A 26,156-nucleotide genomic window follows, 5' to 3' on the forward strand; every position below is an offset into this window, starting at 1 on the left:
AACGACCGTCTGTTCAAGCGACATTCTTCTGGCGCCACAGCCAGATCAGGAACCCGCCCAGGCCCAGTGCCGCCGACACCAGCCCCGCGGTGCACGCCGACCAGAACCCCACCGCGCCATGCAGTGCCGCCGGCATGCGGCCGGTCGTGTCGAACGCCACCGCATAGCCGCCGCCGAGCCCGATGCCCCAGATCGCGAACGCGTAGATCAGCATCGGCACCGTCGCCATCCGGTAGGCGCGCAGCACGAACGACGCGATCGTCTGCACCGAATCGGCGATGTGGAACACCGCGACCCAGGCCAGCAGCGGCATCGCGGCGGCGATGATGGTCGCGTTGCGCGTGTAGGCGCCCAGCACCGCCTCGCGCGAGAGGTACACCGCCGCGCCCAGCACCGACGACAGCGCCACGCCGATCAGCAGGCTGTGCCAGCCGATGCGCCGCGCATCGGCCGCATCGTGCGCGCCGATGCGCTGCGCCACCAGCGTGCCGCTCGCGTTGGCCAGTGCCAGCGGCAGCATGAACATCAGCGAGACCAGGTTGGCCGCGAGCTGGTGCCCGGCCACCGCGGTGGCACCGATGCGCGAGATGAAGAACGCCATGAAGGTGAAGCCGGTCACCTCGATCAGGATCGAGCCGCCCATCGGCACGCCCAGGCGCAGCAGCGCGGCGATGCTGGCCCGGTCGGGCTTCGGGAACGGGTGGCCACGCAGGCCGAACGATGCGTAGAAGCTGTCGCGCCGCAGCACCTGCCACGCGAGCGCGAGCTGCAGCCACATCACGAGGGCGGTCGCGACACCGCAGCCTGCAGCGCCGAGCGCGGGAATCTGCAGCGGGCCGAGCGTGGCGCCGAAGATCAGCACCGCGTTCAGCGGCAGCTTCAGCGCCAGCGCGCCCAGCTGCAGCAGCATCACGGTCGTCGGGCGCGACACCGCGGTGTTGAAGCCGCGGAATGCGGTGAACACCAGCGCAGGCGGCAGCGCGAACGCCAACGCGCCCAGGTAGCCGCGCACGCGCTCGGCCACCTCGGGCGAGGCCTGCGCGAGCGCGAGAAAGGGCTGCGGCATCAGCAGCAGCGCACAACCGGGCACCGACAGCAGCAGCGCCAGCCACACCGATTGCTGGAACTGCCGGCCCGCGCCGGGCAGGTCGCGTGCGCCGAACAGCTGGCCGGCGATCGGGCCGATCGCGAGCACGACGCCCATCAGCCCGACGAAGATCGTGATGTAGGTGGCGCCGCCGATCGCGAGCGCCGCGAGGTCGAGCGCGGTGTGCCGCGCCACCATCACGGTGTCGGCGGTGCTGAAGGCGAGCACCGCGAGCTGGCCGATGAACACCGGCCAGGCCAGGCGCGCGATGCGGCGCGCGCTGTCGACGAGACCTGCCGTCACGCGGCGGGGCTTTCGCCGGAAGAGGTGGATTGCGCGCGTTCGGCGTAGCGGTTGAAACGCCAGGCCGTGCCTTCCATCGTGATGCGCCGCCAGGTGACGCGCTTCTCGGCCGGCGACATCTCGGTCCACAGCTGCACCTCATCGAAAGTGCGGCCGCAGCCCTTGCAGATGTCGTCGCCCTGGCTGGTCGAGCAGATCGCGATGCAGGGGGCATCGGGCGTGGTCGCGTACCACTGCAGCCAGGCCTCGCGGGCGCTGGCCGGCATCGAGGCCTCGTCGCATTCGCTCTCGTGGTAGTAGACGAGCAGCGCATACACCTCGGCCAGCGCCAGCACCTGCGGGCACGCGGTGATCCCGTCGGGCGACGGGCTGCGATCACGCCACCAGTTGATGGCGGATTCGATGTCGGTGATGTGGATGGCGGCCATGCGGGAACCCTGCGGGGGGCAGAGCATAGCGCGCGGCGAAGCCCCCCGCAGCGCGGGTTATTCCTGCGCTGCGACGAGCGCTGCGAGCGCCTGCTCGACCACGCTGCGCTCGGCGCCCAGCTCGACCGGCGCATCGGCCAGCGCGCCCGCGCCCTCGGTCTTCAGCCGCTTGACCCAGCCGCCGGCCTCGCGGCCGTCGGTGAAGCTGCGGCTTTGCAGCAGCACGAGGTTGTCGGATGCGGTGAGCTTGAAATAGAACAGGCCGTCGGCTTCGCGGTACTGCTTGAAGACGGGCAGTTTCGAGCTTGTATTCGTTTCGGCGTTGATCACGCGAGCCGGCGCCACGGCCTTCATCGACCGCAGGCCCACCGCGCCGCGCAGCGCCTGCAGGAACGGCGTCGCGACCGCGCGTGCCTTGCGGGCGCCGACCAGCAGGGCCTCTTCGATGCGCTCCGGGTGCGCCATCAGGTCGGCGTAATGCGCGCGCATCGGGCCCACGTGGGCCTCGATCCGCTCGACCAGCCGCTGCTTGGCATCGCCCCAGCCCAGGCCGTCGCGCAGCTCGGCGCGGAAGGCCGCGCGCTGCTCGGCGGTGGCGAACGCATCGTGGATGGTCACCAGGTGCGAGTTGTCGGGATCCTTCGGCTCGCCGGGCAGCTTCGAATCGGTGACGATCAGCGCGATCGCCTCCTTCAGCGCCTTCGGGCCGCCTTCGAACAGCGGGATCGCGTTGTCGTAGCTCTTCGACATCTTGCGGCCGTCGAGCCCGGGCAGCATCGCGACGGCTTCGTCGATCTGGGCCTGCGGCAGCACGAACAACTCGCGCTCCTTGCCGAACAGGTGGTTGAAGCGCTGCGCGACATCGCGCGCCATCTCGATGTGCTGCACCTGGTCGCGCCCGACCGGCACGCGGTGGGCGTTGAACAGCAGGATGTCGGCCGCCATCAGGATCGGGTAGCTGAACAGGCCCATCGTGATGCCGTCGTCGGCGTCCTTGCCCTGCGCCTCGTTGGCATCGGTCGCGGCCTTGTAGGCGTGGGCGCGGTTCATCTGGCCCTTGGCCGTCACGCAGGTGAGCAGCCAGGTGAGCTCGGGCGTCTCGGGGATGTCGCTCTGGCGGTAGAACGTGACGCGCTCGGGGTCGAGCCCGGCGGCCAGCCAGGTGGCGGCGATCTCCAGGCGCGAACGCTCGATGCGGTCGGGCTCGTCGCACTTGATCAGCGCGTGGTAGTCGGCCAGGAAGAAGAAGCTCTCGACGCCGGGTTCGCGGCTGGCCGCGATGGCGGGCCGGATCGCGCCGACGTAGTTGCCGAGGTGGGGGGTGCCGGTCGTGGTGATGCCGGTGAGCACGCGTTGCGTCATGGTGGGGCGCATTGTAGGTGGGGGGCGCCACCCTCGCCGCTACACTGCCGGCCGATGAAACGCATCGTGATCCTGATCTCCGGCCGGGGCTCCAACATGGAAGCCATCGTGCAGGCCTGCGCTGCCGAAGGCTGGCCGGCTCAGGTCGCGGCGGTGATCAGCAGCCGGCCCGATGCGGCGGGGCTCGCGTTCGCACGCGAGCGCGGCATTGCCGCGGTGGCGGTGGACCACAAGCGCTTCGACGAGCGTGAATCGTTCGATGCCGAACTGGCCGCGGTGATCGAGGGCTTCGCGCCCGACGTGCTGGTGCTGGCCGGCTTCATGCGCATCCTCGGCGACGGCTTCGTGCAGCGCTTCGCCGGCAAGATGATCAACGTGCACCCGTCGCTGCTGCCGGCGTTTCCGGGCCTGCACACGCACCGCCGGGCCATCGAGTCGGGCTGCAAGCTGGCCGGCGCGACGGTGCACTTCGTGACGCCGGCGCTCGACCACGGGCCGATCATTGCGCAGGCCGCCGTCCCGGTGCTGCCGGGCGACACCGAGGCCAGCCTGTCGGCCCGCGTGCTGGCGCGCGAGCACGTGATGTACCCGCGCGCGGTGCGCTGGCTGGTGCAGGATCAGCTGCGGGTGGACGGCGATGTCGTCACGCACACGGCGGGCGAGTCTCAGTTGCTGTAGCGGCCGACGGCAACGCGTCAGATCAGGCTGGCCGCGATGTTGATCGCCAGCGCGAGGATCGCGGTGTTGAACGCGAACGACAGCAGCGATTGAATCAGCACCGTGCGGCGCATCGCGCTGCGCGTGACCACGACGTCGGACGTCTGCGACGCGACCGCGATCGTGAACGAGAAATACAGGAAGTCCCAGTAGTGGCGCGGCGCCTTCGGGTCGCCGGGAAACACCAGCCCGCATTCCCCCGGCGCGGTGTCGTTGGCGAAATAGGCGCTCGCATAGCTCAGCGCGAACAGCGTCGGCAGCAGCAGCCAGGCGCCGATCACGGTGACGAGCGCGAACGCGATATGCGGCAGGGCTTGCAGCGGCGTGGCGCCCTTCGCGCTCGATAGCTCGACGCCGATGGCCGCGAAGCTTGCGACGGCCGCCGCGATGACGGTGACCAGCACCGCGCCGTGCCCCTCGGCCTGCGCGACCGCGGCGTGGCGCAAGTGGTGGTGGTCAGCCCGCGACATCACCCAGAACGCCTGCACGAGGTACAGCCACATCGCGACGTTCCAGCCGAGCAGCAGGTCGGGTGGCGAATGGCTGGGCAGCGGGGCCAGCGCCGCGACCAGCGCGCCCACGCCGACCGACACCACCAGGTGCGGCCGGGCGCGCAGTTGCTCGATCAGCGTCCTCATCGCGAGGGCACCGGCTCGAAGCGCCGGCACACGACGCCGTCGATCTCGACCGTGCCGATGAACATCTCGAACGGTCGCACCCACCAGCCGGTGTCGTTGTACAGCGGGCGGTAGACCACCATCGGCTCGAGCGATTCGCTGTGCCGCGCGACGCCGATCACCTCGTACTCGCCGCCCTTGTAGTGCCGGTAAAGACCCAGGGGGAGGATGGGCAGGGGTGGCAGATCGGGTTCGGTCATGGCGGCAAGGATAATCGGGGGATGCATCCCAACGCCCTGCTCGAACACGCCACTGAACTGTTGCACCGCGTGCTTCGATTCGACACCCCCGCCGACAGCGTCGTGTCGGCCTTCTTCAAGGAGCACCGCGAACTCGGTGCCCGCGAGCGCCACACGCTGGCCGAGACCACCTACACCGTGCTGCGCAAGCGGCTGCTGTTCCAGCACCTGGCCCAATCGGGCAAGGGCGAGATGGAGCGCCGGCTGGCGCTGCTCGGCTGGCAGGGCAACGACGGCTTCCTGCGCGCCGCGATGAACGACTTCGAGCAGCACTGGCTGCCGAAGGTGCAGGCGGTCGACACCGCGGCGCTGCCCGACAAGCTGCGCCACAACCTGCCCGACTGGCTGGCCGAGCGCCTGCAAGCCGCGCTCGGCGAGGAATTCTGGCCGCTGGTCAACAGCCTGAACGAGGCCGCGCCGCTGGACCTGCGCGTCAACACCTTCAAGGCCAAGCGCGAAGACGTGCAGGCCGCGCTGGCGGCCAAGGGCATCGACGCGCAGCCGACGCCGTTCTCGCCCTGGGGCCTGCGGATCCAGGGCAAGCCGGCGGTGAACAAGCTCGATGTCTTCACCGCGGGCGACGTGGAGGTGCAGGACGAAGGCAGCCAGCTGCTGGCGCTGATCACCGATGCGAAGCGCGGCGAGATGGTGGTGGACTTCTGCGCCGGCGCGGGCGGCAAGACGCTGGCGCTGGGCGCGTCGATGCGCAACACCGGGCGGCTCTACGCCTTCGACACCTCGGGCCACCGGCTGGCGGCGCTGAAGCCGCGGCTGGCGCGCAGCGGGCTCTCGAACGTCTACCCGGTGCAGATCGCGCACGAGCGCGACGACCGCATCAAGCGGCTGGCCGGCAAGATCGACCGCGTGCTGGTCGACGCGCCGTGTTCCGGCCTGGGCACGCTGCGCCGCAACCCCGACCTGAAATGGCGCCAGTCGCCGGAATCGGTCGAGGAATTGCGGGTCAAGCAGACCGCCATCCTCGACAGCGCGGCCCGGCTGCTGAAGCCCGGCGGCCGGCTCGTCTACGCGACCTGCAGCCTGCTGTCGGACGAAAACGAGGGCATCGCCCAGGCGTTCACCGAATCGCACGTCCGGGAGTTCACGCCGCTGGACGCCGCGGCCGTGCTGGAGAAGGCCCATGCCGGCACGCCGGCCGAACTGGTCACCAACGGTTTCGTCCGTCTCTGGCCGAACCGGCACGCGACCGACGGATTCTTCGCCGCCGTCTGGGAGCGCCGCTGACGCGCGTGAGCGCAAGGTTGTGAGTAAGTGCCAACATGGCGCACTTGATTTCGATCAGCACACCGCGATCTACGGAACTGAATGGTGCAAACCCCGCTCTTTCAGCGGGTTGTTCATAAAGAGGGTCCCCTACAATGCGGGACCCGTTTCTTGTGTGACGGTGCAAAAGGCGATTTGATGACTCTATTGATGTCGGTCTGGGATGCTCTGGTGAACTGGCTGGCGAACGGCCTGGTCGAAACCACGTGGTGGCAAATTGTCATCATCGCGCTGGTTCTGACCCACATCACGATTGCATCGGTCACGATCTTTCTTCACCGCTCGCAAGCGCACCGCTCGCTCGACCTGCATGCGGCACCGTCGCATTTCTTCCGTCTGTGGCTGTGGCTGACGACCGGCATGGTGACCAAGGAGTGGGTCGCGATCCACCGCAAGCACCACGCCAAATGTGAAACCCAGGAAGACCCGCACAGCCCGGTCGCGCACGGCATCAAGACCGTGCTGCTGACCGGCAGCGAGCTCTACCGCGCCGAAGCCAAGAACCAGGAGACGCTCTCCAAGTACGGCCACAACACGCCGGACGACTGGATCGAGCGCAACCTCTACACCCGCTACAGCTGGCAGGGCGTCGGCGTGATGCTGATCATCGACCTGACGCTGTTCGGTGCGATCGGCGCGACGATCTGGGCGATCCAGATGGCGTGGATCCCGATCACCGCCGCCGGCATCATCAATGGCCTCGGCCACTGGTGGGGGTATCGCAATTTCGAGGCGGTCGACGCCAGCACCAACGTTTCGCCGTGGGGCATCATCATCGGCGGCGAGGAGTTGCACAACAACCACCACACCTACCCGACCTCGGCCAAGCTGTCGGTCAAGAAGTACGAGTTCGACATCGGCTGGGCCTACATCCGCGGGCTGGAAATGCTGGGCCTGGCCAAGGTTCGCAAGACGCCGCCGATGCTGCGCCTGGGCGACGTGAAGCCGGTGGCCGATTCGAAGACGCTCGAGGCGATCATCGCCAACCGCTACGAAGTGATGGCCAAGTACGCCGGCGGCCTGCGCGATGCATGCCGTGCCGAAGTCAAGCGCCTGAAGGCGGAAGGCGTTGCCGGCAGCGCGAAGCTGGCCAACATGCGACTGGCGCGCCGCTGGCTGCATCGCGACGAAGACAAGATCCCGGCGCACGTGAAGGCCCAGGTGGCGAGCGTCTGTGCCGACAGCCCGGCGCTGTCGAAGCTGGTGACGATGCGCGAGGAGCTGCGCCAGCTCTGGACCCGCACCAATGTGTCGGCCGAGCAGTTGGTGGTCGATCTGCAGGCCTGGTGCAAGAAGGCGGAAGAGAGCGGGATCGCCGCGCTGCAGGAGTTCGCGGTCAAGCTGCGCGCTGCACAACACGCCTGAGGCTCTCCCGCCTCTCGCCAGAAAGCCCGCTTCGAGCGGGCTTTTTTGTGGGCGGTTCCCGGATGCCAATCCGGGATCCATCGGCCAACCAGGCAACAAAAAACCCGCTGGGCTATGCGCCGAGCGGGTTTCTGGTGAAGCGGAGCTGAATTACTTCAGCTTCGTTTCCTTGTACATCACGTGCTTGCGAGCCTTCGGATCGAACTTCATGATCTCGAGCTTCTCGGGCGTCGTCTTCTTGTTCTTGTCGGTCGTGTAGAAGTGACCGGTGCCGGCTGACGATTCCAGCTTGATCTTTTCGCGTCCACCTTTTGCCATGATCAGCTCCTAAATCAGTGTTTGTCGACGGCTTGCTGCTTGTCCGCGACCTTCTTGTCAGCCAGCACCTTCTCGATGCCGTGCTTGTCAATCAGGCGCAGGCCGGCGGCTGAAACGCGCAGACGAACCCAGCGGTTCTCGCTCTCGACCCAGAAGCGGCGGTACTGCAGGTTCGGCAGAAAGCGGCGCTTGGTCCGGTTGTTGGCGTGGGAAACGTTGTTTCCCACCATCGGGCCCTTGCCCGTGACTTCACATACGCGTGCCATGACGCTCTCCACTTGAATCTCGTTTCAGGAGTGGCATCCAGAGCATGCACCGGGCCTGTCGGCCGTCGTTGCTTGTTGGATGCCCCTTCGAAAGCGTTGGCGCGCACCTCGTGGTCATTGAAATGCGCTCTGCCGCTTTCGGCAAAGACCGCGATTATAGCCAGCTTCTTCGGCTGTGTGCCAGTTCAGGCTGAAGCCTGTTCCAGGAAACGTTGTGCATCCAGCGCCGCCATGCAGCCGGTGCCGGCGCTGGTGATGGCCTGGCGGTAGACGTGGTCCTGCACGTCGCCGGCCGCGAACACGCCCGGCACGGTGGTCATCGTCGCGAAGCCGCCCAGGCCGCTGCGCGTGACGATGTAGCCGTCCTTCATCTCGACCTGGCCCTTGAAGATGTCGGTGTTGGGCTGGTGCCCGATCGCGATGAAGCAGCCCTTCAGCGTCAGGTCGTTGGTGCTGCCGTCCTGCGTGCTCTTCAGGCGCACGCCGGTCACGCCGGAGGCATCGCCCAGCACCTCGTCGAGCGTCTGCCACAGGTGCAGCTCCATCTTGCCCGCCTTGACCTTCTCGGCCACCTTGTCGATCAGGATGGCCTCGGCGCGGAACTTGTCGCGGCGGTGGATCAGGTGCACCTTGCGGGCGATGTTCGACAGGTACAGCGCTTCCTCGACCGCGGTGTTGCCGCCGCCGACCACGCAGACGTCCTGGTCGCGGTAGAAGAAGCCGTCGCAGGTGGCACAGCCGCTGACGCCGCGGCCCATGAAGGCTTCTTCCGACGGCAGGCCGATGTACTTGGCCGAGGCGCCGGTGCAGATGATCAGCGCGTCACAGGTGTAGGTGTGGGAGTCGCCCTTCAGCGTGAACGGGCGCTTCGAGAAGTCGACCTGGTTGATGTGGTCGAACACGATCTCGGTGTTGAAGCGCTCGGCGTGCTGCAGGAATCGCTGCATCAGGTCCGGTCCTTGCACGCCCATCACGTCGGCCGGCCAGTTGTCGACCTCGGTCGTCGTCATCAGCTGCCCGCCCTGCGCGATGCCGGTCACCAGCATCGGCTTCAGGTTGGCGCGGGCCGCGTAGATGGCGGCGGTGTAGCCGGCCGGGCCGGAGCCAAGAATGAGGACCTGGGCATGCTTGGGGGTGCTGTTCATGAAGAAGCTCGACGGAATCTGGTGGGCGCGCGTGGCGCGAAGGCAGCGAAATGCAGCGATTGACAGAGAAAAACGCCGCCGAGTCTGACATGGGGTTGACTCCGGCTGGTGTCAATCTGCGTAATGGTGACAATAGCGAAATTGTAGGAACTGTGAGTTTTTCACGTTTGCCGACAACCACCCCATAAGGAGGAAGTTCGATGGCCATGTTGTCCAATCTTGACCTCATTCGGCGCGTACCGCTGTTCTCGATGCTCACCAACGAGCAGGCGTCGGCGATCGCGGACAGCGTTGTCAAGCGCCGCTTCCGTCGCGGTGAAATCGTCGTGGAGCATGGCAAGAAGTCGAATGCCCTCTTCATCCTGCTGACCGGTCGCGCCCGCGTGCTCACCTCGGATTCGCGTGGCCGCGAGGTCATCCTCGCGGTGCTGCAGCCGGGCGACTACGTCGGCGAGATGAGCCTGATCGACAACGAGCCGCACTCGGCCACCGTCCGGGCCGAGGTGCAGACCGACATGCTGATCCTCGGCCGTGCCGAGTTCGCGCGCTGCCTGCCGGAGAACTCCAGCCTGTCTTACGCGATCATGCGCGGCCTCGTGTCGCGCCTGCGCAGCGCCGACCGCCAGATCGAATCGCTCGCGCTGCTCGACGTCTACGGCCGGGTCGCGCGCTCGCTGCTCGACATGTCCGAGGACGACGGCGACGTGAAGATCATCCGCAACAAGGTGTCGCGCCAGGATCTGGCGAAGATCGTCGGTGCCTCGCGCGAGATGGTCAGCCGCGTGATGAAGGACCTCGAAGACCGCGGCATCGTCGAAACGCAGGAGAACGGCTCCGTGATCATCAAGGAGCGCCTGACGAGTGGTTGACCAGCCTGAGGGCGCTGCGGCGCGATCGGCCACAATCGCCGGATGACTTTTCCGCTCGGATCGCTTCGTGCCGAAGGCGGCGCTGCCGCACCGAACCATGCCGCCCCGGCCAACGCCGGCGGCACCTACACCCGCTCCGCGGCGGGCGGCGGTGACCCCGACGTCGACCGCGCCGGCCTGCGCACCCAGCTCGCGGTGCTGATCGGCGGCGTGCTGTGGCTGCTGGCCGTGCTGGCGCTCGCGACGCACCAGGCCGCCGACAGCGCGTTCTCCACCTCCGGCAGCACGGCCGCCGCGCTGAACAAGGCCGGCACGCTGGGCGCCTGGTTCTCCGACATCGCGTTCGTCGTGTTCGGCTATTCGACCTGGTGGCTGCTGGCCATCGCCGCGCGGGCCTGGCTCTCGGCGCTGGCCCGGCTGCTGCGCCATGGCGAAGAGCCCGCCCTTCCGCGCGACAAGCGCCGGCCGCTCTGGGCCTTCTGGGTCGGCGTGCTGCTGTTGATGGTGGCGAGCACGGCGCTCGAATGGACGCGGCTCTACCAATGGGAAAGCTTCGTCGCGGGCGGCCATGCCGGCGGCGTGATCGGCTACCTGCTCGGCCCGGCCAGCATGAAACTGCTCGGCTTCGCCGGCTCCGGCGTGCTGTGGATCGCGATGCTGGTGGCCGGCAGCGCACTTGCATTTGGTTTCTCCTGGGTGCGCCTGGCCGAGCGCATCGGCACGTGGGTCGATTCGCTGCGCGAGCGCCGCGTCGAGCGCATCGAACGCGCCGAAGACCACCGCCTCGGTGAGCAGGCGCTGCGCGAGCGCGAGCACGTCGTCGAGGTCGAGCACCAGCTCGCCGAAGACCATGCGCCGATCGTCATCGAGACGCCGGTGGTCGAGGTGCCCAAGTCGGAGCGGGTCGTCAAGGAGCGTCAGAAGCCGCTCTTCACCGAGCTGACCGACACCAAGCTGCCGCAGGTCGACCTGCTCGATGCCGCGCCCGGCCGCATGGAGACGGTGACGCCCGAGACGCTGGAGATGACCTCGCGGCTGATCGAGAAGAAGCTGAAGGACTTCGGCGTCGAGGTGCGCGTGGTGGCCGCCTCGCCGGGCCCGGTGATCACCCGCTACGAGATCGAGCCGGCCACCGGCGTGAAGGGCTCGCAGGTCGTCAACCTCGCGAAGGACCTGGCGCGCTCGCTGAGCCTGGTCAGCATCCGCGTCGTCGAGACGATCCCCGGCAAGAACTACATGGCGCTGGAGCTGCCGAACGCGAAGCGGCAGACGATCCGGCTGTCGGAGATCCTCGGCTCGCAGGTCTACAACGATGCGTCGTCGCAGCTGACGATGGGCCTGGGCAAGGACATCGTCGGCGGCCCGGTGGTGGCCGACCTCGCGAAGATGCCGCATTGCCTGGTGGCCGGCACCACCGGCTCGGGCAAGTCGGTCGGCATCAACGCGATGATCCTGAGCCTGCTCTACAAGGCCGAGGCCCGCGACGTGCGGCTGATCCTGATCGATCCGAAGATGCTCGAGATGAGCGTCTACGAAGGCATCCCGCACCTGCTGGCGCCGGTCGTCACCGACATGAAGCACGCGGCCAACGCGCTCAACTGGTGCGTCGGCGAGATGGAGCGGCGCTACAAGCTGATGAGCAAGCTGGGCGTGCGCAACCTGAGCGGCTACAACAAGAAGATCGCGGATGCCGCCGAGCGCGGCGAGTCGCTCGGCAACCCGTTCAGCCTGACGCCCGAACAGCCCGAGCCGCTGGAGCGCCTGCCGTTCGTCGTGGTCGTGATCGACGAGCTGGCCGACCTGATGATGGTGGTCGGCAAGAAGATCGAGGAGCTGATCGCCCGCCTCGCGCAAAAGGCGCGCGCGGCCGGCATCCACCTGATCCTCGCCACGCAGCGGCCGAGCGTCGACGTGATCACCGGCCTGATCAAGGCCAACATCCCGACCCGGTTGTCGTTCCAGGTCAGCAGCAAGATCGACAGCCGCACCATCCTCGACCAGATGGGCGCCGAGGCGCTGCTGGGCATGGGCGACATGCTGTACATGCCCTCGGGCACCGGCCTGCCGATCCGCGTGCACGGCGCCTACGTCAGCGACGAAGAGGTGCATCGCGTCGTCAAGTACCTGAAGGAGCAGGGCGCGCCGAACTACATCGAGGGCATCCTCGAGGGCGGCACGCTCGACACCGAAGGCGGCGATGCCGCGCCGGGTGCGGCGGGCGAGGGCGGCGGCGAGGCCGACCCGATGTACGACCAGGCGGTCGGCATCGTGCTGCAGCACCGGCGCGCGTCGATCTCGCTGGTGCAGCGCCACCTGCGCATCGGCTACAACCGCGCGGCCCGGCTGCTGGAACAAATGGAGAAATCCGGGCTCGTAACTGCCATGTCCACCAACGGCAACCGCGACATCGTCGTGCCGAATCGTGATGAATGAGGCGACGAATGAGCGAACCCACCGCATGAAGACTTCCCGCTCGATGATCATTCGCCCGTTCGCGGCCCTGTTGCTCGGCGCTGCGGCTGCCGCGGCCCATGCCGACGCGGTCGACACGCTGCGCGAATTCGTGCGCGACGTGAAGAGCGGCAAGGCGGCCTTCACGCAGACCGTCACCGCGCCCGATGGCGTCAAGAAGAAGAACTCCAGCGGCACCTTCGAGTTCGCGCGCCCGAACCGCTTCCGCTTCGCCTACGCGAAGCCGGTCAACCAGCTGATCGTCGCCGACGGGCAGAAAGTCTGGATCTACGACGCCGACCTGAACCAGGCCAGCTCGCGCAAGCTGACGCAGGCGCTCGGCGCGACACCGGCCGCGCTGCTGGCCGGCGGCTCGCTCGAGAAGGATTTCGAGCTCGCGCCGCTGCCCGACAAGGACGGCCTGTCGTGGGTGCAGGCGACGCCGCGTGCCAAGGACAGCGCGTTCCAGGCGGTGCGCGTCGGCTTCAAGGCGAAGGACCTGGCCGCGATCGAGATCACCGACGGCTTCGGCCAGCGCTCGCTGCTGCAGTTCAACGGTTTCGCGGCGAACGCGGCCATCGCCCCCGACAGCTTCGTCTTCACGGTGCCGAAGGGCGCGGACCTGATCGAACAATGACCGCCGAACATGGCCGAGCAGCAACTCCCCTTCTTCGATGAAGCCGAGATCGACCGCCAGGCGCCGCTCGCCGAACGCCTTCGCCCGCGCACGCTGAACGAGGTGATCGGCCAGCAGCAGTTGCTGGGCGAAGGCAAGCCGCTGCGCGTCGCGTTCGAGTCCGGCCGGCTGCATTCGATGATCCTGTGGGGCCCGCCTGGCGTCGGCAAGACGACGCTGGCGCGGCTGATGTCGGATGCGTTCGATGCGCAGTTCATCGCGATCTCGGCGGTGCTCGGCGGCGTGAAGGACATCCGCGAGGCGGTGGAGCGCGCCAACGCGGCCCGCACCAGCGGCCGGCGCACGGTGGTCTTCGTCGACGAGGTGCACCGCTTCAACAAGGCGCAACAGGACGCCTTCCTGCCGCACGTCGAGTCGGGCCTGTTCACCTTCATCGGCGCGACCACCGAGAACCCGTCGTTCGAGGTCAACTCGGCGCTGCTGTCGCGCGCGACGGTGCACGTGCTGAAGAGCCTGGACGACACCGACATGGCGACGCTGCTCGAGCGCGCCCAGGCGCTGCTGGCAGCGCCGCCGATGAGCGATGCCGCGGCGAAGCGACTGATCGGCTATGCCGACGGCGATGCCCGGCGCCTGCTGAACGCCTACGAGAACCTGGTGCGCATGGTCGGCACGGCGGCCGAGATCGACGAGGCCCAGCTCGAAAAATCGCTCGGCGAGCAGCTGCGCCGCTACGACAAGGGCGGCGAGCAGTTCTACGACACGATCTCGGCGCTGCACAAATCCGTGCGCGGCAGCGACCCCGATGCGGCGCTCTACTGGTTCGTGCGCATGCTCGATGGCGGCGTCGACCCGCGCTACGCGGCACGCCGCCTGGTGCGCATGGCGAGCGAAGACATCGGCCTGGCCGACCCGCGCGCGCTGCGCACGACGCTCGATGCGGCCGAGACCTACGAGCGCCTCGGTTCGCCCGAGGGCGAGCTGGCGCTCGCGCAGGCGGTGGTGTTCCTCGCGATGGCCCCGAAGTCGAACGCCGTCTACGCCGCCTACAAGGCGGTGCGCAGCTTCATCCAGCAGGACGGCACCCGCCCGGTGCCGCTGCACCTGCGCAACGCACCGACAAAGCTCATGAAGGACCTCGACTACGGCCGCGAGTACCGTTACGCCCACGACGAAGAGGGCGGTTTCGCGGCCGGCGAGCGCTACTGGCCCGACGATATGGAAACACCGCGCTTCTACCAGCCCGTGCCCCGCGGACTGGAACTGCGTATCGGAGAACGCCTGCAGGAACTGCGCCGGCTGAATGAGGAGTCCAGCAGGAAACGCTGAGGATCCGGGTAAACGCCGAGACTTGTTCCGTTCCGCCCGGGTAACCGAGGCCTGTTTTCGCGGTGGGCGCCCTCTAGAATCCGCCGCCACCGCGCCATTTGGGTGCAGCGCAGCCCGCCAGATAGACACGGCGGGCTTTTTGCTACAGGAATGGTGGCTGGCTTCGCGCGGCAGCTGTTCCTTGATTCGACAAGGCTGCCGCCTTGGATTTCCGCAGGAGACTTTTCACATGGATACCTTCATCCAGCAGATCATCAACGGTCTGGTGCTGGGCAGCGTGTATGCGCTGGTCGCACTGGGCTACACGATGGTCTACGGCATCATCAACCTGATCAATTTCGCGCACGGTGAGGTGCTGATGGTGGGCGCGCTCACCAGTTGGACGGTCGTCACGGCGCTCGCCGGCACCGGCATGCCGGGCTGGCTGCTGATGCTGATCTCGCTGATCGCCGCGATCGTGGTGTGCTCGGCACTCAACTACACGATCGAGAAGATCGCCTACCGGCCGCTGCGCACGGCGCCGCGGCTGGCGCCGCTGATCACCGCGATGGGCATGTCGCTGCTGCTGCAGACGCTCGCGATGATCATCTGGAAGCCGAACTACAAGTCGTACCCGATCCTGCTGCCGAGCGAGCCCTTCTTCATCGGCGGCGCGGTGATCAACACCGTGCAGATCCTGATCCTGGTCGTCACCGCGATCACGCTCGCCGGGCTGATGTACTTGGTGAACCGCACCAAGCTGGGCCGCGCGATGCGCGCCACCGCCGAGAACCCGCGCGTCGCGAGCCTGATGGGCGTCAAGCCCGACACGGTGATCTCGGCCACCTTCATCATCGGCGCGGCGCTCGCGGCGCTGGCCGGCGTGATGTACGCCGCCAACTACGGCTCGGTGCAGCACTCGATGGGCTTCCTGCCGGGGCTGAAGGCCTTCACCGCGGCGGTGTTCGGCGGCATCGGCAACCTGGCCGGCGCGATGGTCGGCGGCGTGGCGCTCGGCGTGATCGAGTCGCTCGGCGCCGGCTACATCGGCGACCTGACCGGCGACGTGCTGGGCAGCCACTACCAGGACATCTTCGCCTTCATCGTGCTGATCCTCGTGCTGACGCTGCGCCCGAAGGGCCTGCTCGGCGAGCGTGTCGCGGATCGAGCCTGAGCACGAAAGGAACCCCACCATGAACCTCAGAGACAACAAGATCGGGACCTACGTCGCCTTCGCCATCGTGCTGGCGATCGTGCCCTTCATCGCGCAGTACTTCGGCAACGCCTGGGTGCGCATCCTCGACATCGCGCTGCTGTACGTGCTGCTCGCGCTCGGGCTGAACATCGTGGTCGGCTACGCCGGCCTGCTCGACCTGGGCTACGTCGCGTTCTACGCGGTCGGCGCCTACCTGTTCGGCCTGCTCGCATCGCCGCAGTTGGCCGAGACCTTCCCGCGCATCGCCGAGATGTTCCCGGGCGGGCTGCACACGCCGTGGTGGCTCGCGATCCCGATCGGGGCGCTGGTGGCCGGCATCTTCGGCGTGGTGCTGGGTGCACCGACGCTGAAGCTGCGCGGCGACTACCTCGCGATCGTCACGCTCGGCTTCGGCGAAATCATCCGCGTGTTCATGAACAACCTGGACGCGCCGGTCAACATCACCAACGGCCCGAAGGGTCTCGCGCAGATCGATCCGTTCAACTTCTTCGGCTACGACCTCGGCAAACGCCACAGCCTGTTCGGCATCATCGACCTGCCGCCGGTCACCAGCTACTACTTCTTCTTCCTCGCGCTGGTGATCCTCAGCGTGGTGATCTGCTACCGGCTCGAGCGCTCGCGCATCGGCCGCGCGTGGATGGCGATCCGCGAGGACGAGATCGCGGCGAAGGCGATGGGCATCAACACCCGCAACCTGAAGCTGCTGGCGTTCGGCATGGGCGCCACCTTCGGCGGCGTGTCGGGCGTGCTGTTCTCGACCTTCCAGGGCTTCATCTCGCCGGAATCGTTCAGCCTGCAGGAGTCGGTGATGATCGTCGCGATGGTGGTGCTGGGCGGCATCGGCCACATCCCGGGCGTGATCCTCGGCGCGCTGCTGCTGTCGGCGCTGCCCGAGGTGCTGCGCTACGTGGCCGGCCCGCTTCAGAACATGACCGACGGCCGGCTCGACGCCGCCATCCTGCGCCAGCTGCTGATCGCGCTGGCGATGATCGCCATCATGTTGTCGCGCCCGCGGGGCCTGTGGCCTTCGCCGGAGCACGGCAAGGCGGCTCCCGTTCCGACCAAATAACAACAAGGAGCCCCGCATGGCAGAAACTGTTCTCAAGGTCAGTGGCGTCTCCAAGCGCTTCGGCGGCCTGCAAGCCCTCTCCGATGTCGGCATCACGATCGAGGCCGGCCAGGTGTATGGCCTGATCGGCCCGAACGGCGCCGGCAAGACGACCTTCTTCAACGTGCTGACCGGGCTGTACACGCCCGATTCCGGCAGCTTCGAGCTGGGCGGCAAGCCCTACCAGCCGACCGCGGTGCACGAGGTGGCCAAGGCCGGCATCGCGCGCACCTTCCAGAACATCCGGCTGTTCGCCGAGATGACGGCGCTCGAGAACGTGATGGTGGGCCGCCACGTGCGCACCAGCTCCGGCCTGATCGGCGCGGTGTTCCGCACCAGCGGCTTCAAGGCCGAAGAAGCCGCGATCGCGAAGCGCGCGCAGGAGCTGCTCGACTACGTCGGCATCGGCAAGTACGCCGAGTTCAAGGCCCGCACGCTGAGCTACGGCGACCAGCGCCGGCTGGAGATCGCCCGCGCGCTCGCCACCGATCCGAAGCTGATCGCGCTCGACGAGCCGGCCGCCGGCATGAACGCGACCGAGAAGGTCGTGCTGCGCGAGCTGATCGACCGCATCCGCAATGACGGCCGCACGATCCTGCTGATCGAGCACGACGTGAAGCTGGTGATGGGCCTGTGCGATCGCGTCACCGTGCTCGACTACGGCAAGCAGATCGCCGAAGGCACGCCCGCGGACGTGCAACGCAACGAGAAAGTCATCGAGGCTTACCTCGGTGCCGGACACAAGACTCACTGAGGACGCCCGAACCATGGCAGCAACGTTGTTGAAAGTCAGCGGACTGAGGGTCGCCTACGGCGGCATCCAGGCCGTGAAGGGCGTGTCGTTCGAAGTGCATGAGGGCGAGCTGGTCAGCCTGATCGGTGCCAACGGCGCCGGCAAGACCACCACGCTGAAGGCCGTGACCGGCCTGCAGCCGGTGGCGGCCGGCGACATCGAGTTCCTCGGCAAGCCGATCAAGGGCCAGGGGCCGTGGGACCTGGTCAAGCAGGGCCTGGTGATGGTGCCCGAGGGCCGCGGCACCTTCACGCGGATGTCGATCACCGAGAACCTGCAGATGGGCGCCTTCGTGCGCAACGACAAGGAGATCGACGCCGACATCGAGAAGGTGTTCGCGATCTTCCCGCGCCTGAAGGAGCGCCGCAACCAGCTGGCCGGCACGATGTCGGGCGGCGAGCAGCAGATGCTGGCGATGGGCCGCGCGCTGATGGCCCGGCCCAAGGTGCTGCTGCTCGACGAGCCGTCGATGGGCCTGTCGCCGATCATGGTCGACAAGATCTTCGAGGTCGTGGCCGACATCCACGGCCGGGGCACCACGGTGCTGCTGGTCGAGCAGAACGCGAGCCGCGCGTTGCAGCTGGCCAACCGCGGCTACGTGATGGAGTCGGGCGAGGTCACGATGGACGGCGACGCCAAGGCGCTGCTGGACGACCCGAAAGTGCGCGCCGCCTACCTCGGCGAGTGAGGGGGCAATCCGGGGGCGTTTCCACCCGCTTGGGTGGTACCGCTCGCGCGGGTGCGTTCCTATACTGGCCCGCACAAAACGGCCCGGGACCAGGGCCGCGCCAACCCCTAGGAGTCTTTCGATGCAAGCCACCCTGCGCCCGTCCGGCCTGACCGGTCTGTCCCTTGTCGCCGTCGCCACCGCCGCGCTGCTCAGCGCCTGCGGTTCCACCATGCCGACGATGGGCGACAACAAGGGCACCGTGTCGGGCGCCGCCGGCGGCAGCACCGCCGAGAACAACAACAGCCAGCTCGAGAAGTGCAGCGAATCGCTGGGCACGCTGGCCGTGCAGGAAGACACCACCGCGCCCTGGTACTACCAGCTGCGCCAGCACCAGCTCGGCTCGACCATCCCGGTGCTGCGCCTGATGGTGCAGCAGAGCAACTGCTTCGTGATCGTCGAACGCGGCGGTGCGATGAACAACATGATGAAGGAGCGCTCGCTCGAACAAAGCGGCGAGGTGCGCGCCAACAGCAACTTCGGCAAGGGCCAGATGGTCGCGGCCGACTACACGATGAGCCCGGCGATCCAGTTCTCGGGCAAGACTGGTGGTGGCGGTGGCTTCCTCGGCGGCGGCGGGCTGGGCCTGCTGGGTGCGGTGGCCGGCAACGTGAGCCGCAACGAGGCCTCGACGACGCTGCTGTTGATCGACAACCGCTCGGGCGTGCAGATCTCGGCCGCTGAAGGCACCGCGAAGAACTTCGACTTCGGCATGTTCGGCGCCGCCTTCACCGGCGGGCTGGTCGGCGGTGGTGGTGGCTATGCGAACACGCCCCAGGGCAAGGTGGTCGTGACCGCGTTCGCCGACTCGTTCAACCAGATGGTGAAGTCGCTGCGCAACTACAAGGCGCAGACCGTCAAGGGCGGCCTGGGCACCGGCGGTCGCCTGGGAGTCGATGGCGGCACGACGCCGGCATCGCAGCCGCAGGCGCCGGCCAAAAAGAAGTAAATCGAGACGCGATGGCTTCAGTCGACCTTCGCGCCTGAAGCCTTCACCACCTGCTCGTACTTCGCGCGTTCGCGCTTGACGAACGCGCCGAACTGCTCCGGCGTGCTCGGGATCGGCTCGGCCATCAGCGTCGCGAAGCGGGCCTTGATGTCGGGCGTCGCGAGCGCGTCGGTGAACGCCTTGTTCATCTTGCGCGTCAGGTCGGCCGGCAAGCCCGCCGGGCCGAACAGGCCGAACCAGGTGTTGACGTCGAAGCGCGCGAGACTGCCGCCGGCTTCGGCGATCGTCGGCACATCGGGCATCGCGCTCGAACGCGCCGAGGTCGTGACGGCCAGCGCGCGCAGCTTGCCGGCCTTGATGTTGGCCGACGCGGTCGCCAGGTTGTCGAAGTTCAGGTCGACCTGGCCCGACAGCAGCGCCAGCTGCGCCGGGTTGCCGCCCGAATACGGGATGTGGACCATGAAGACGCCGGCCTGCGCCTTGAACATCTCGCCGGCCAGGTGACCCGCACTGCCGTTGCCGCCGGAGCCGTAGTTCAGCTTGCCGGGGTTCTTCTTCGCGTAGGCGACCAGGTCGGCCACGCTGCGGATGCCGAGTTTCGTCGCGGTCTCCGGGTTCATCACCAGCACGTTCGGCACCTGGGCCACGCCGGTGATCGGCGTGAAGTCGCGGATCGGGTCGTAGGGGATGCGCGCGTACAGCCACGGGTTGATGGCATGCGTCGCGACCGCGCCCATCACGATGGTCAGGCCGTCGGGCGCCGACTTGGCGACTGCATCGGCGCCGATGTTGCCGCCGGCACCGGCCTTGTTGTCGACGATCACGACGCCGAGGCTGTCCTTGACCTTGTCGGCCAGCGCGCGTGCGATCACGTCCAGTGGGCCGCCGGGCGAATAGGGCACGACCAGCCGGATCGGCTTGTTGTTCTGGGCCGAAGCCACGGAAGAAAAGGTGAGCAGGGCGGCGGCGCCGACCAGGGAGAGGAGGTGTCTGCGTTGCATCGAGGGGTCTCAGGCAGGGTGCTTGTCGGCTTCCGACGTGAATGAATCGGCGTAGAACTCTTCGGCGGGCAGGCCGCAGCGGGCGACCAAGTCGCGCTGGGCCGATTCCACCATCACCGGCGCGCCACAGGCATACACCTGGTGGCCCGACAGGTCGGGCAGGTCGGCCATCAGCACCTGGTGGACGAAGCCGGTGCGGCCGCTCCAGCCGTCGTCGGGCTTCGGCTCGGACAGCACCGGCACGTAGCGCAGCCACGGCAGCTCATCGGCGGCCCGCAGCATCCAGTCGTGCAGGTACAGGTCGGCGCGGCTGCGGCAGCCCCAGTAGACGACGGCGGGGCGGTCGCTGCCTTTGAAACGAAGGTGCTCGACGATCGCCTTGATCGGCGCGAAGCCGGTGCCGCTGGCCAGCAGCACCATCGGCTTGTCCGAATCCTCGCGCAGGAAGAAGCTGCCGAACGGGCCTTCGAGGCGCAGGATCTCTTTCTCCTTCATCGCACCGAACACGTGGTCGGTGAACTTGCCGCCGGGCATGTGGCGGATGTGCAGCTCGATGCCGGGTTGCTGCTCCTGCGTGTGCGGCGCGTTGGCCATGCTGTAGCTGCGGCGGCTGCCGTCGCGCAGCACGAACTCGACGTACTGGCCGGCGTGGTAGCGCAGGCGGTCGTTCGCCGGCAGCTGCAGGTGCAGCAGCGCCACGTCGGCGGCCGGCCGTTCGATGCGGTTGACGCGGCACGGCATCTTGCGCACCGGGAACTCGCCGGCACCGGCGACGGTGCGGGCTTCGAGCACCACGTCGGTCTGCGGCGCGGCGCAGCAGGTCAGCACGAAGCCGGCTTCTTCTTCCGCGTCGCTCAGCGCCTTGGCCTGGTGGGCACCGTGGATCACGCGGCCTTCGAGCAGCTTGCACTTGCAGGAGCCGCAGGCGCCGTCCTTGCAGCCATAGGGCAGGCCGATGCCCTGGCGGATCGCCGCCGCGAGGATCGGCTCGTCGCGATCGACCTGGAAACTCGTGCCGCTGGGCCGCACGATCGCGGTGAAAGTCATGGGGTAACCTCGAAACCAGCCTTCGATTCTGCCCGCGATCCAATGCCCTTCCGTCCCGACCTGCCGACGCGCTTCAAGCGCCCCACCGTGTTGATCGTCGGCTGCGGCGATGTCGGGCAGCGCGTCGCCCGCCTGCTGCAGGGGCGCTGGCGTGTGCTGGCCCTCACGTCGTCGCAGGCGCGCGTGCCGGCGCTGCGCGCGCTCGGCGTGTGCCCGCTGGTGGGCAACCTCGACGATGCGGTAACGCTCGGCCGACTGGCCGGGCTGGCCGACGCGGTGTTGCACCTGGCGCCGCCGCCGGGCGAGGGCGCCGACGATCCGCGCACCGCGGCGCTGCTGCAGGCGCTGGCCCGCTCGACGCGCGTGCGGCGCATCGTCTACGGCAGCACCAGCGGCGTGTACGGCGATGCCGGCGGCGTGCGCTTCGACGAGACTCGCGCCACCGCACCGGCCAGCGATCGCGCGCGGCGGCGCGTGGATGCCGAGACGCGGCTGCGCTGGCATGGGCGGCGCTTCGGCGTGGCGGTGACGATCCTGCGCATCCCCGGCATCTACGCGGGCGATCGACCCGGCGGGCACCCGCGCGAGCGCCTCGCGCGCGGCACGCCGGTGCTGCGGGTGGAAGACGACGTGTACACCAACCACATCCATGCCGACGACCTGGCGCGCGCCTGCATCGCGGCGCTGCACCGCGGGCTGCCGCAGCGCGTCGTGCATGCCAGCGACGACACCGAGCTGAAGATGGGCGACTACTTCGACCTCGCGGCCGACCTGTGCGGCATGCCGCGGCCGCTGCGCATCACGCGCGACGAAGCGTGGCAGCAGTTGCCGGCGATGCAGATGTCGTTCTTGTCGGAGTCGCGCAGGCTCGACAACCGGCGGCTGCGTGAAGAACTGCGGTTGAAGCTGCGCTACCCGACGGTGCGCGACGGCCTGCTCGCTTGACCTGATCGCCTTCAGACCCCGAGCGACTGCGTCAGCGTTTTCATGCGGTCTGTGGCCTGCGCCTTCAACGTCTGTGTCTCGTCACCACGCCGCACCTCGAGCGTGACCTCGCGCTCCGGCGTGTTCCCGCGCCACAGCGTCTTGTAGAAGCGCTCCAGCCCGCCGACCGCGACACCGTCGATGCGCAGGATCAGGTCGCCTGCTTGCAGCCCCGCGGCCTCGGCCGGGCTGCCGCGGTTTACCTTGACGACGCGCACTTTGCCGTCGGATTCGACGCAGTTCAGGCCGAGCCACGGCCGGTGGCTCAGCGCGGTGCTGCCGCTCTCGCGCATCTCCTTCAGGATCGGCTTCAGCAGGTCGACCGGCACGAACATGTTGCCGGGCAGGCGGGGTGCGTCGTCGCCGGCGGCGTCGGCGACGATCAGCGAGCCGATGCCCAGCAGCTCGCCATTCGCGTTGAACAGCGCCGCGCCGCTGTGGTCGGCCCGCGGCGGCGAGGTGAACAAGGCGCCGTCGATGTGGTATTCCCAGTAGCCGGAGAACGCGCGCCGCGACACGACCCGCGCGATGCTCAGCTCGCCCTGGCCGATCGGCGTGCTGCCGCTCACGATCATCACCGGTTCGTCGGACGCGAGCTGGCTGGTGTCGCCGAGCGGCGCGGGCGGCAGGCGCAGCGGCGTGAGCGGTTGCAGCAAGCCGAAGCCGGTGGCCTGGTCGTAGGCGACGACCCGCGCCGGCACGACGCGCGACGAATCCAGCTGCAGGTCGACCTGGTCGGCCTCGAGGATCAGGTAGCCGATGGTGAGCACCAGGCCATCGGCGCCGATCACGACGCCCGAGCCGAGGCGCAGCTTGCCGAGGGTGTCGGCCGAGGTCGCGTGGCCGAGCACCTGCACCTGCACGCCGACCACCGCGGCTGCGGCGCGGGCGAGCAGTTCGCCTTGCTCGTTCAGCGTGGCGTCGTCATCGGAGGGCGCCGCCACCGCGAGCGCGGCACTGCAGGCCGCCCATGCCCCGAGCAGGCAGCCGGCTGCCCACCTGCGCGCCGTGCTGCGCATCACATGAAGCCGATCGCTCATGGGGCCCTCCGGGACGAGAAACTCGTCCGGTGAGCATGAGCGCTTCGGCCCGCCCCTGGGTGAGGCGGGGCTTTCCGCGGCGTGAAATCAGCGCCGCCGGCCGAACGGCGGCTGGCCGCGCCAGTAGCGGATCATCAGCCAGCCGCCGAAGATGCCGCCGAGGTGGGCGAAGTGCGCCACGCCGGCCATCGTGCCGGTGACGCCGAACAGCAGTTCGAGGCCGCCGTAGATCGCGACGAAGGTCTTGGCCTTCATCGGGATCGGCGGGATCAGCGGCACGATGGTGCGGTTGGGGAACATCATCGCGAAGCCGAGCAGCAGCCCGAACAGGCCGCCGGAGGCGCCGACGGTCGGAAAGTTGGCGCCCATCAGTGCGCAGACGATGAGCTGGAAGCCGGCTGCCGCGACGACGCTGGCCATGTAGAACTGCAGGAAGCGCTTCGCGCCCCACAGGCGTTCGAGTTCAGCGCCGAACATCCACAGGCCGAGCATGTTGAACAGCAGGTGGTTGAAGCCGCCGTGCAGGAAGCCATAGGTCACGATCTGCCAGGGCAGGAAGCCGGCGCCGATCGGCCACAGGGCCAGGAAGCGGTCGACGACGAAGCCGAGGATGTACTGCTGCAGGCAGAACATGCCCACGTTGATCAGCAGCAGGGCCTGGGTGACGGGTGGCAACGACGGCATGCAGATTCCGCGACAAGGGAAGGGGCGCCAAGCGTACCCGGTTTGGGCCTTTCCCTGAAAGGCTGTGGCAAACTCTCACCCCCTGCACCGGCCTCGGTGGCGAAATTGGTAGACGCGCGGGACTCAAAATCCCGTTCCGCAAGGAGTGTCGGTTCGATTCCGACCCGAGGCACCAGAACCCCTTTCTGGTCTGCGCCGCAGTGCGCCAAAACCTCAGATGATCCGCGCCGATCCTAATGATGCGGGTGGCGGCAGCTGAATCAAACCGGATCAAAAAGCAGCCTCAGCTCGATTGCGCGCGACTTCAACGTGATCCGGGCCATGTACCGGATTGCACTCGATGAGTGGGGTTGGCTCAAGGTCAACGTGCTCACCCGCGTCAAGAGTGCAAGTGGTCGAACTGAGACACGGCACAGCCTCACATGAGAGGTCACGAACAAGAGAAGCTGTGCTGCCGGCTAGCCTGCTGACATCCCGGGCACAAGGGCACCGCCCGCCCGTCAAGCCACTGGTGCAGGCGACCGGCGAGTTCCTCGGCCCTGCGCCGCTGCGCACCACCGGACGGCAGCCTGCCGAGCGAGAAGACGGCTCGATCTTCAGCGGCCACCGTGTACGCGCCGCACCGAAGCCGCGCCAGCTGACAGCCGCCCGACCAGTCCATTGGCAGCTCGACGATGGATCAAGATCTGCTGCCGTGTCAGGACCGGTGGGAGGTTGCGGCCAGTTGCTTCCGTTCGTGAATGTCGGCTTGCCGATGCTGCCCTCGTCATTGCCTGACGAAGTTCGGATTGGAGTGCCGACGACGGTAGCATCGATATCGACCTTCAGGCAGGGGCAAAGAAAACCCCGAGATACGATCGGTGACGATCGCCCTGCGCCCTCCCGATGCGGCCATCCGCGAGAACAGAAAGCAGCACTTCCATGACCATCCAGTGGTTCCCAGGCCACATGCACACGACCCGCAAGGCCATCGCCGATCGCCTGCCGGAGATCGACGTGGTGATCGAGTTGCTCGACGCACGGCTACCGGGCTCGAGCACCAATCCCTTGCTGGCCGAACTGACGGCAGGCAAGCCTGCGCTGAAGGTATTGAACAAGCAGGACCTCGCAGATCCGGAGATCTCCGAGCTTTGGCTGGCGCATTACCAGGCGCTGCCCGACACCCGTTCGCTGGGGCTGGACGCCAGCGCCACCGCGCCGGCGCGTGCGCTGATCGCGGCGTGCCGGGCGCTTGCCCCGCATCGCGGCGGCATGGTCAAGCCGGTGCGGGTGTTGATTTGCGGTATTCCCAACGTGGGCAAGTCGACGCTGGTCAACACACTCAACGGCCAGCGCACAGCCAAGACGGGCGACGAGCCGGGCATCACCAAGCTGGAGCAGAAGATCCTGCTGGCCAACGACTTTTTCCTGTTTGACACACCGGGCATGCTGTGGCCGCGAATCCTCACCGCGCAGGGTGGGTACAACCTGGCGGCGAGCGGCGGCATCGGCCGCAATGCTTATGACGAGGAAGAGGTAGCGATGGCGCTGCTGGCTCGCGTGCGCCATCGCTACGCGGACCGATTGGTGGCGCGCTACAAGCTTGCCGGCTTCTCGGCGATGACCGACGAGGCATTGCTGGCCGAGGTGGGCCGCAAGCGCGGCGGCCTGCTGCCCGGTGGCCGCGTGAACATGCAGAAAGCCGCTGAGGTGGCGTTGAACGACTTCCGAAGCGGCGCCTGGGGCCGCGTCACGCTCGAGACGCCGGACGAGTTCGTGCACTGGCGGGCAGCCGGCATCCTGGCCGAGGAGACGCGAAAAGCGAAGAAGGAAGCACGCGGGAAGGCGTGACGTCATGTCGTCTTCCATGGGGAGCCGGAGACCGATGACGGCCAGGAGCGGGTTTTCGGCAACGACCGTTTTCGAACGGCTCAACGTCAAGTTAGAGTGACCGCCTTTGACCAAGGACGCACTGAATGCTGCCTCTGTTCGACACGAAGTGGGCCGCGCTGCGCGGTGGCTATCGAGTGCCATACGATCCATCGGCTGCTCTTTCAAAGCTTGGGCAGGGTCACGACACTTGGGACGAACTCTGGAGTGAACTTCATCATCAGGGTGATGTGGGAGAGGCTTCGTATGCGGTCGTACCGCACCTTGTCGAGATCGCTGCCAAGT

At 67.6% G+C, this 26,156-nt stretch carries 26 protein-coding genes, 1 tRNA gene and 1 pseudogene; 16 read left to right on the forward strand and 12 right to left on the reverse strand.

Annotated features, from left to right (window positions below; translation table 11 throughout):
- Positions 1-13: 13 nt before the first annotated feature.
- The 3 genes from ACXJLU_RS18955 to ACXJLU_RS18965 are packed head-to-tail and all read right to left on the reverse strand — an operon-like array spanning position 14 to position 3,180.
- Positions 14-1,390 carry an MATE family efflux transporter gene (locus tag ACXJLU_RS18955; RefSeq protein ID WP_457333596.1) on the reverse strand — a complete coding sequence of 459 codons (1,377 nt, stop codon included), beginning with the start codon at positions 1,388-1,390 and terminating at the stop codon, positions 14-16.
- Complete coding sequence (locus ACXJLU_RS18960; protein WP_457333598.1) at positions 1,387-1,818, reverse strand: DUF3717 domain-containing protein; 432 nt, start codon at positions 1,816-1,818, stop codon at positions 1,387-1,389. Before ACXJLU_RS18960 ends, ACXJLU_RS18955 begins: the two co-directional genes overlap by 4 nt.
- A 57-nt stretch (positions 1,819-1,875) precedes the next feature.
- Positions 1,876-3,180 carry a tryptophan--tRNA ligase gene (locus ACXJLU_RS18965; RefSeq protein WP_457333600.1) on the reverse strand — a complete coding sequence of 435 codons (1,305 nt, stop codon included), beginning with the start codon at positions 3,178-3,180 and terminating at the stop codon, positions 1,876-1,878.
- Between the two features lie 54 nt (positions 3,181-3,234).
- On the opposite strand from ACXJLU_RS18965, the gene purN reads away from it, so the two are divergent.
- Positions 3,235-3,858 (forward strand): phosphoribosylglycinamide formyltransferase, encoded by a 624-nt coding sequence (purN, locus tag ACXJLU_RS18970; RefSeq protein ID WP_457333602.1) that lies wholly within the window; start codon positions 3,235-3,237, stop codon positions 3,856-3,858.
- A 17-nt stretch (positions 3,859-3,875) separates the two neighbouring features.
- On the opposite strand, the gene ACXJLU_RS18975 is transcribed toward purN, so the two are convergent.
- Both ACXJLU_RS18975 and ACXJLU_RS18980 read right to left on the reverse strand, forming a co-directional pair.
- Entirely contained in the window at positions 3,876-4,535 is a 660-nt protein-coding gene (locus ACXJLU_RS18975) for a DUF1345 domain-containing protein (RefSeq protein ID WP_457333604.1), read from the reverse strand.
- Complete coding sequence (locus ACXJLU_RS18980; RefSeq protein ID WP_457333606.1) at positions 4,532-4,774, reverse strand: DUF1653 domain-containing protein; 243 nt, start codon at positions 4,772-4,774, stop codon at positions 4,532-4,534. The genes ACXJLU_RS18975 and ACXJLU_RS18980 overlap by 4 nt, the downstream gene beginning before the upstream one ends.
- 21 nt (positions 4,775-4,795) lie before the next feature.
- On the opposite strand from ACXJLU_RS18980, the gene ACXJLU_RS18985 reads away from it, so the two are divergent.
- Together ACXJLU_RS18985 and ACXJLU_RS18990 are read left to right on the forward strand one after the other, a co-directional pair.
- Entirely contained in the window at positions 4,796-6,055 is a 1,260-nt protein-coding gene (locus ACXJLU_RS18985) for an RsmB/NOP family class I SAM-dependent RNA methyltransferase (protein WP_457333607.1), read from the forward strand.
- A gap of 189 nt (positions 6,056-6,244) precedes the next feature.
- Positions 6,245-7,459 carry a DesA family fatty acid desaturase gene (locus ACXJLU_RS18990; RefSeq protein ID WP_457333609.1) on the forward strand — a complete coding sequence of 405 codons (1,215 nt, stop codon included), beginning with the start codon at positions 6,245-6,247 and terminating at the stop codon, positions 7,457-7,459.
- Between the two features lie 150 nt (positions 7,460-7,609).
- Here ACXJLU_RS18990 and rpmG read toward each other — a convergent pair whose 3' ends face one another.
- The 3 genes from rpmG to trxB all read right to left on the reverse strand — a co-directional run bounded on the left by rpmG (position 7,610) and on the right by trxB (position 9,188).
- The gene (gene rpmG / locus ACXJLU_RS18995; protein WP_073467371.1) at positions 7,610-7,777 is read right to left on the reverse strand and encodes a 50S ribosomal protein L33; all 168 of its coding nucleotides are present in this window, start codon (positions 7,775-7,777) and stop codon (positions 7,610-7,612) included.
- Positions 7,778-7,791: 14 nt separating this feature from the next.
- Positions 7,792-8,043 (reverse strand): 50S ribosomal protein L28, encoded by a 252-nt coding sequence (gene rpmB, locus ACXJLU_RS19000; protein WP_073467370.1) that lies wholly within the window; start codon positions 8,041-8,043, stop codon positions 7,792-7,794.
- Between the two features lie 185 nt (positions 8,044-8,228).
- Positions 8,229-9,188 carry a thioredoxin-disulfide reductase gene (gene trxB, locus ACXJLU_RS19005; RefSeq protein WP_457333612.1) on the reverse strand — a complete coding sequence of 320 codons (960 nt, stop codon included), beginning with the start codon at positions 9,186-9,188 and terminating at the stop codon, positions 8,229-8,231.
- A 200-nt stretch (positions 9,189-9,388) separates the two neighbouring features.
- Between trxB and ACXJLU_RS19010 the strand changes: the two genes are divergently transcribed.
- The 9 genes from ACXJLU_RS19010 to ACXJLU_RS19050 all read left to right on the forward strand — a co-directional run bounded on the left by ACXJLU_RS19010 (position 9,389) and on the right by ACXJLU_RS19050 (position 19,246).
- Positions 9,389-10,057, forward strand: a complete 669-nt coding sequence (locus tag ACXJLU_RS19010) for a Crp/Fnr family transcriptional regulator (protein WP_073467368.1) — start codon at positions 9,389-9,391, stop codon at positions 10,055-10,057.
- 42 nt (positions 10,058-10,099) lie between these two features.
- A complete protein-coding gene (locus tag ACXJLU_RS19015; protein ID WP_457333614.1) occupies positions 10,100-12,490 on the forward strand; it encodes a DNA translocase FtsK in 2,391 nt (796 codons plus the stop codon).
- Positions 12,491-12,515: 25 nt separating this feature from the next.
- Positions 12,516-13,145, forward strand: coding sequence for an outer membrane lipoprotein periplasmic chaperone LolA (gene lolA / locus ACXJLU_RS19020; RefSeq protein WP_457333616.1), 630 nt, complete (start codon positions 12,516-12,518; stop codon positions 13,143-13,145).
- A 9-nt stretch (positions 13,146-13,154) separates the two neighbouring features.
- Positions 13,155-14,474 (forward strand): replication-associated recombination protein A, encoded by a 1,320-nt coding sequence (locus ACXJLU_RS19025; RefSeq protein WP_457333617.1) that lies wholly within the window; start codon positions 13,155-13,157, stop codon positions 14,472-14,474.
- Between the two features lie 229 nt (positions 14,475-14,703).
- Positions 14,704-15,627: a branched-chain amino acid ABC transporter permease gene (locus tag ACXJLU_RS19030; protein WP_073467364.1), complete on the forward strand. Its 924-nt coding sequence runs from the start codon at positions 14,704-14,706 to the stop codon at positions 15,625-15,627.
- Between the two features lie 19 nt (positions 15,628-15,646).
- Positions 15,647-16,738 carry a branched-chain amino acid ABC transporter permease gene (locus ACXJLU_RS19035; protein ID WP_457333620.1) on the forward strand — a complete coding sequence of 364 codons (1,092 nt, stop codon included), beginning with the start codon at positions 15,647-15,649 and terminating at the stop codon, positions 16,736-16,738.
- Positions 16,739-16,754: 16 nt separating this feature from the next.
- Entirely contained in the window at positions 16,755-17,531 is a 777-nt protein-coding gene (locus ACXJLU_RS19040; protein ID WP_073467362.1) for an ABC transporter ATP-binding protein, read from the forward strand.
- A gap of 13 nt (positions 17,532-17,544) precedes the next feature.
- Positions 17,545-18,258, forward strand: coding sequence for an ABC transporter ATP-binding protein (locus ACXJLU_RS19045; RefSeq protein WP_073467361.1), 714 nt, complete (start codon positions 17,545-17,547; stop codon positions 18,256-18,258).
- Between the two features lie 121 nt (positions 18,259-18,379).
- Positions 18,380-19,246: a CsgG/HfaB family protein gene (locus tag ACXJLU_RS19050; protein ID WP_073467360.1), complete on the forward strand. Its 867-nt coding sequence runs from the start codon at positions 18,380-18,382 to the stop codon at positions 19,244-19,246.
- A gap of 17 nt (positions 19,247-19,263) precedes the next feature.
- Here the strand turns inward: ACXJLU_RS19050 and ACXJLU_RS19055 are convergent, their stop codons facing one another.
- Together ACXJLU_RS19055 and ACXJLU_RS19060 are read right to left on the reverse strand one after the other, a co-directional pair.
- Positions 19,264-20,247, reverse strand: a complete 984-nt coding sequence (locus ACXJLU_RS19055) for a Bug family tripartite tricarboxylate transporter substrate binding protein (RefSeq protein WP_457333623.1) — start codon at positions 20,245-20,247, stop codon at positions 19,264-19,266.
- Positions 20,248-20,256: 9 nt separating this feature from the next.
- Positions 20,257-21,294, reverse strand: a complete 1,038-nt coding sequence (locus tag ACXJLU_RS19060; RefSeq protein ID WP_457333625.1) for a CDP-6-deoxy-delta-3,4-glucoseen reductase — start codon at positions 21,292-21,294, stop codon at positions 20,257-20,259.
- Between the two features lie 42 nt (positions 21,295-21,336).
- Here ACXJLU_RS19060 and ACXJLU_RS19065 point away from each other — a divergent pair, with 42 nt between their 5' ends.
- Positions 21,337-22,239, forward strand: coding sequence for an SDR family oxidoreductase (locus ACXJLU_RS19065; protein WP_457333627.1), 903 nt, complete (start codon positions 21,337-21,339; stop codon positions 22,237-22,239).
- Positions 22,240-22,250: 11 nt separating this feature from the next.
- Here ACXJLU_RS19065 and ACXJLU_RS19070 read toward each other — a convergent pair whose 3' ends face one another.
- Positions 22,251-23,318: a S1C family serine protease gene (locus tag ACXJLU_RS19070; protein ID WP_457333629.1), complete on the reverse strand. Its 1,068-nt coding sequence runs from the start codon at positions 23,316-23,318 to the stop codon at positions 22,251-22,253.
- 87 nt (positions 23,319-23,405) lie between these two features.
- The gene (locus tag ACXJLU_RS19075; RefSeq protein WP_457333631.1) at positions 23,406-24,002 is read right to left on the reverse strand and encodes a rhomboid family intramembrane serine protease; all 597 of its coding nucleotides are present in this window, start codon (positions 24,000-24,002) and stop codon (positions 23,406-23,408) included.
- Positions 24,003-24,092: 90 nt separating this feature from the next.
- Here ACXJLU_RS19075 and ACXJLU_RS19080 point away from each other — a divergent pair.
- The 3 genes and pseudogenes from ACXJLU_RS19080 to ACXJLU_RS19090 form a co-directional block, all read left to right on the forward strand.
- Positions 24,093-24,177, forward strand: a tRNA-Leu gene (locus tag ACXJLU_RS19080).
- Between the two features lie 746 nt (positions 24,178-24,923).
- The gene (gene ylqF / locus ACXJLU_RS19085) at positions 24,924-25,832 is read left to right on the forward strand and encodes a ribosome biogenesis GTPase YlqF (protein ID WP_457333633.1); all 909 of its coding nucleotides are present in this window, start codon (positions 24,924-24,926) and stop codon (positions 25,830-25,832) included.
- Positions 25,833-25,957: 125 nt separating this feature from the next.
- Positions 25,958-26,156 (forward strand): annotated as a pseudogene (locus ACXJLU_RS19090) (hypothetical protein); the annotation flags it as partial.

This window comes from Rhizobacter sp. P5_C2, from assembly GCF_054049715.1.

Excerpts from the sequence above, each read along its gene's own strand:
- ACXJLU_RS18960 (WP_457333598.1), bottom strand. The coding sequence starts at position 1,818 with ATGGCCGCCATCCACATCACCGACATCGAATCCGCCATCAACTGGTGG.
- rpmB (WP_073467370.1), bottom strand. The coding sequence starts at position 8,043 with ATGGCACGCGTATGTGAAGTCACGGGCAAGGGCCCGATGGTGGGAAAC.
- rpmG (WP_073467371.1), bottom strand. The coding sequence starts at position 7,777 with ATGGCAAAAGGTGGACGCGAAAAGATCAAGCTGGAATCGTCAGCCGGC.
- ACXJLU_RS19055 (WP_457333623.1), bottom strand. The coding sequence starts at position 20,247 with ATGCAACGCAGACACCTCCTCTCCCTGGTCGGCGCCGCCGCCCTGCTC.
- lolA (WP_457333616.1), top strand. The coding sequence starts at position 12,516 with ATGAAGACTTCCCGCTCGATGATCATTCGCCCGTTCGCGGCCCTGTTG.
- ACXJLU_RS18980 (WP_457333606.1), bottom strand. The coding sequence starts at position 4,774 with ATGACCGAACCCGATCTGCCACCCCTGCCCATCCTCCCCCTGGGTCTT.
- ylqF (WP_457333633.1), top strand. The coding sequence starts at position 24,924 with ATGACCATCCAGTGGTTCCCAGGCCACATGCACACGACCCGCAAGGCC.
- ACXJLU_RS18990 (WP_457333609.1), top strand. The coding sequence starts at position 6,245 with ATGTCGGTCTGGGATGCTCTGGTGAACTGGCTGGCGAACGGCCTGGTC.
- ACXJLU_RS19025 (WP_457333617.1), top strand. The coding sequence starts at position 13,155 with ATGGCCGAGCAGCAACTCCCCTTCTTCGATGAAGCCGAGATCGACCGC.
- ACXJLU_RS19040 (WP_073467362.1), top strand. The coding sequence starts at position 16,755 with ATGGCAGAAACTGTTCTCAAGGTCAGTGGCGTCTCCAAGCGCTTCGGC.
- ACXJLU_RS19045 (WP_073467361.1), top strand. The coding sequence starts at position 17,545 with ATGGCAGCAACGTTGTTGAAAGTCAGCGGACTGAGGGTCGCCTACGGC.
- trxB (WP_457333612.1), bottom strand. The coding sequence starts at position 9,188 with ATGAACAGCACCCCCAAGCATGCCCAGGTCCTCATTCTTGGCTCCGGC.
- purN (WP_457333602.1), top strand. The coding sequence starts at position 3,235 with ATGAAACGCATCGTGATCCTGATCTCCGGCCGGGGCTCCAACATGGAA.
- ACXJLU_RS19010 (WP_073467368.1), top strand. The coding sequence starts at position 9,389 with ATGGCCATGTTGTCCAATCTTGACCTCATTCGGCGCGTACCGCTGTTC.
- ACXJLU_RS19065 (WP_457333627.1), top strand. The coding sequence starts at position 21,337 with ATGCCCTTCCGTCCCGACCTGCCGACGCGCTTCAAGCGCCCCACCGTG.
- ACXJLU_RS19050 (WP_073467360.1), top strand. The coding sequence starts at position 18,380 with ATGCAAGCCACCCTGCGCCCGTCCGGCCTGACCGGTCTGTCCCTTGTC.
- ACXJLU_RS18975 (WP_457333604.1), bottom strand. The coding sequence starts at position 4,535 with ATGAGGACGCTGATCGAGCAACTGCGCGCCCGGCCGCACCTGGTGGTG.
- ACXJLU_RS19015 (WP_457333614.1), top strand. The coding sequence starts at position 10,100 with ATGACTTTTCCGCTCGGATCGCTTCGTGCCGAAGGCGGCGCTGCCGCA.
- ACXJLU_RS19070 (WP_457333629.1), bottom strand. The coding sequence starts at position 23,318 with ATGAGCGATCGGCTTCATGTGATGCGCAGCACGGCGCGCAGGTGGGCA.
- ACXJLU_RS18985 (WP_457333607.1), top strand. The coding sequence starts at position 4,796 with ATGCATCCCAACGCCCTGCTCGAACACGCCACTGAACTGTTGCACCGC.
- ACXJLU_RS18965 (WP_457333600.1), bottom strand. The coding sequence starts at position 3,180 with ATGACGCAACGCGTGCTCACCGGCATCACCACGACCGGCACCCCCCAC.
- ACXJLU_RS19035 (WP_457333620.1), top strand. The coding sequence starts at position 15,647 with ATGAACCTCAGAGACAACAAGATCGGGACCTACGTCGCCTTCGCCATC.
- ACXJLU_RS19060 (WP_457333625.1), bottom strand. The coding sequence starts at position 21,294 with ATGACTTTCACCGCGATCGTGCGGCCCAGCGGCACGAGTTTCCAGGTC.
- ACXJLU_RS19030 (WP_073467364.1), top strand. The coding sequence starts at position 14,704 with ATGGATACCTTCATCCAGCAGATCATCAACGGTCTGGTGCTGGGCAGC.
- ACXJLU_RS19075 (WP_457333631.1), bottom strand. The coding sequence starts at position 24,002 with ATGCCGTCGTTGCCACCCGTCACCCAGGCCCTGCTGCTGATCAACGTG.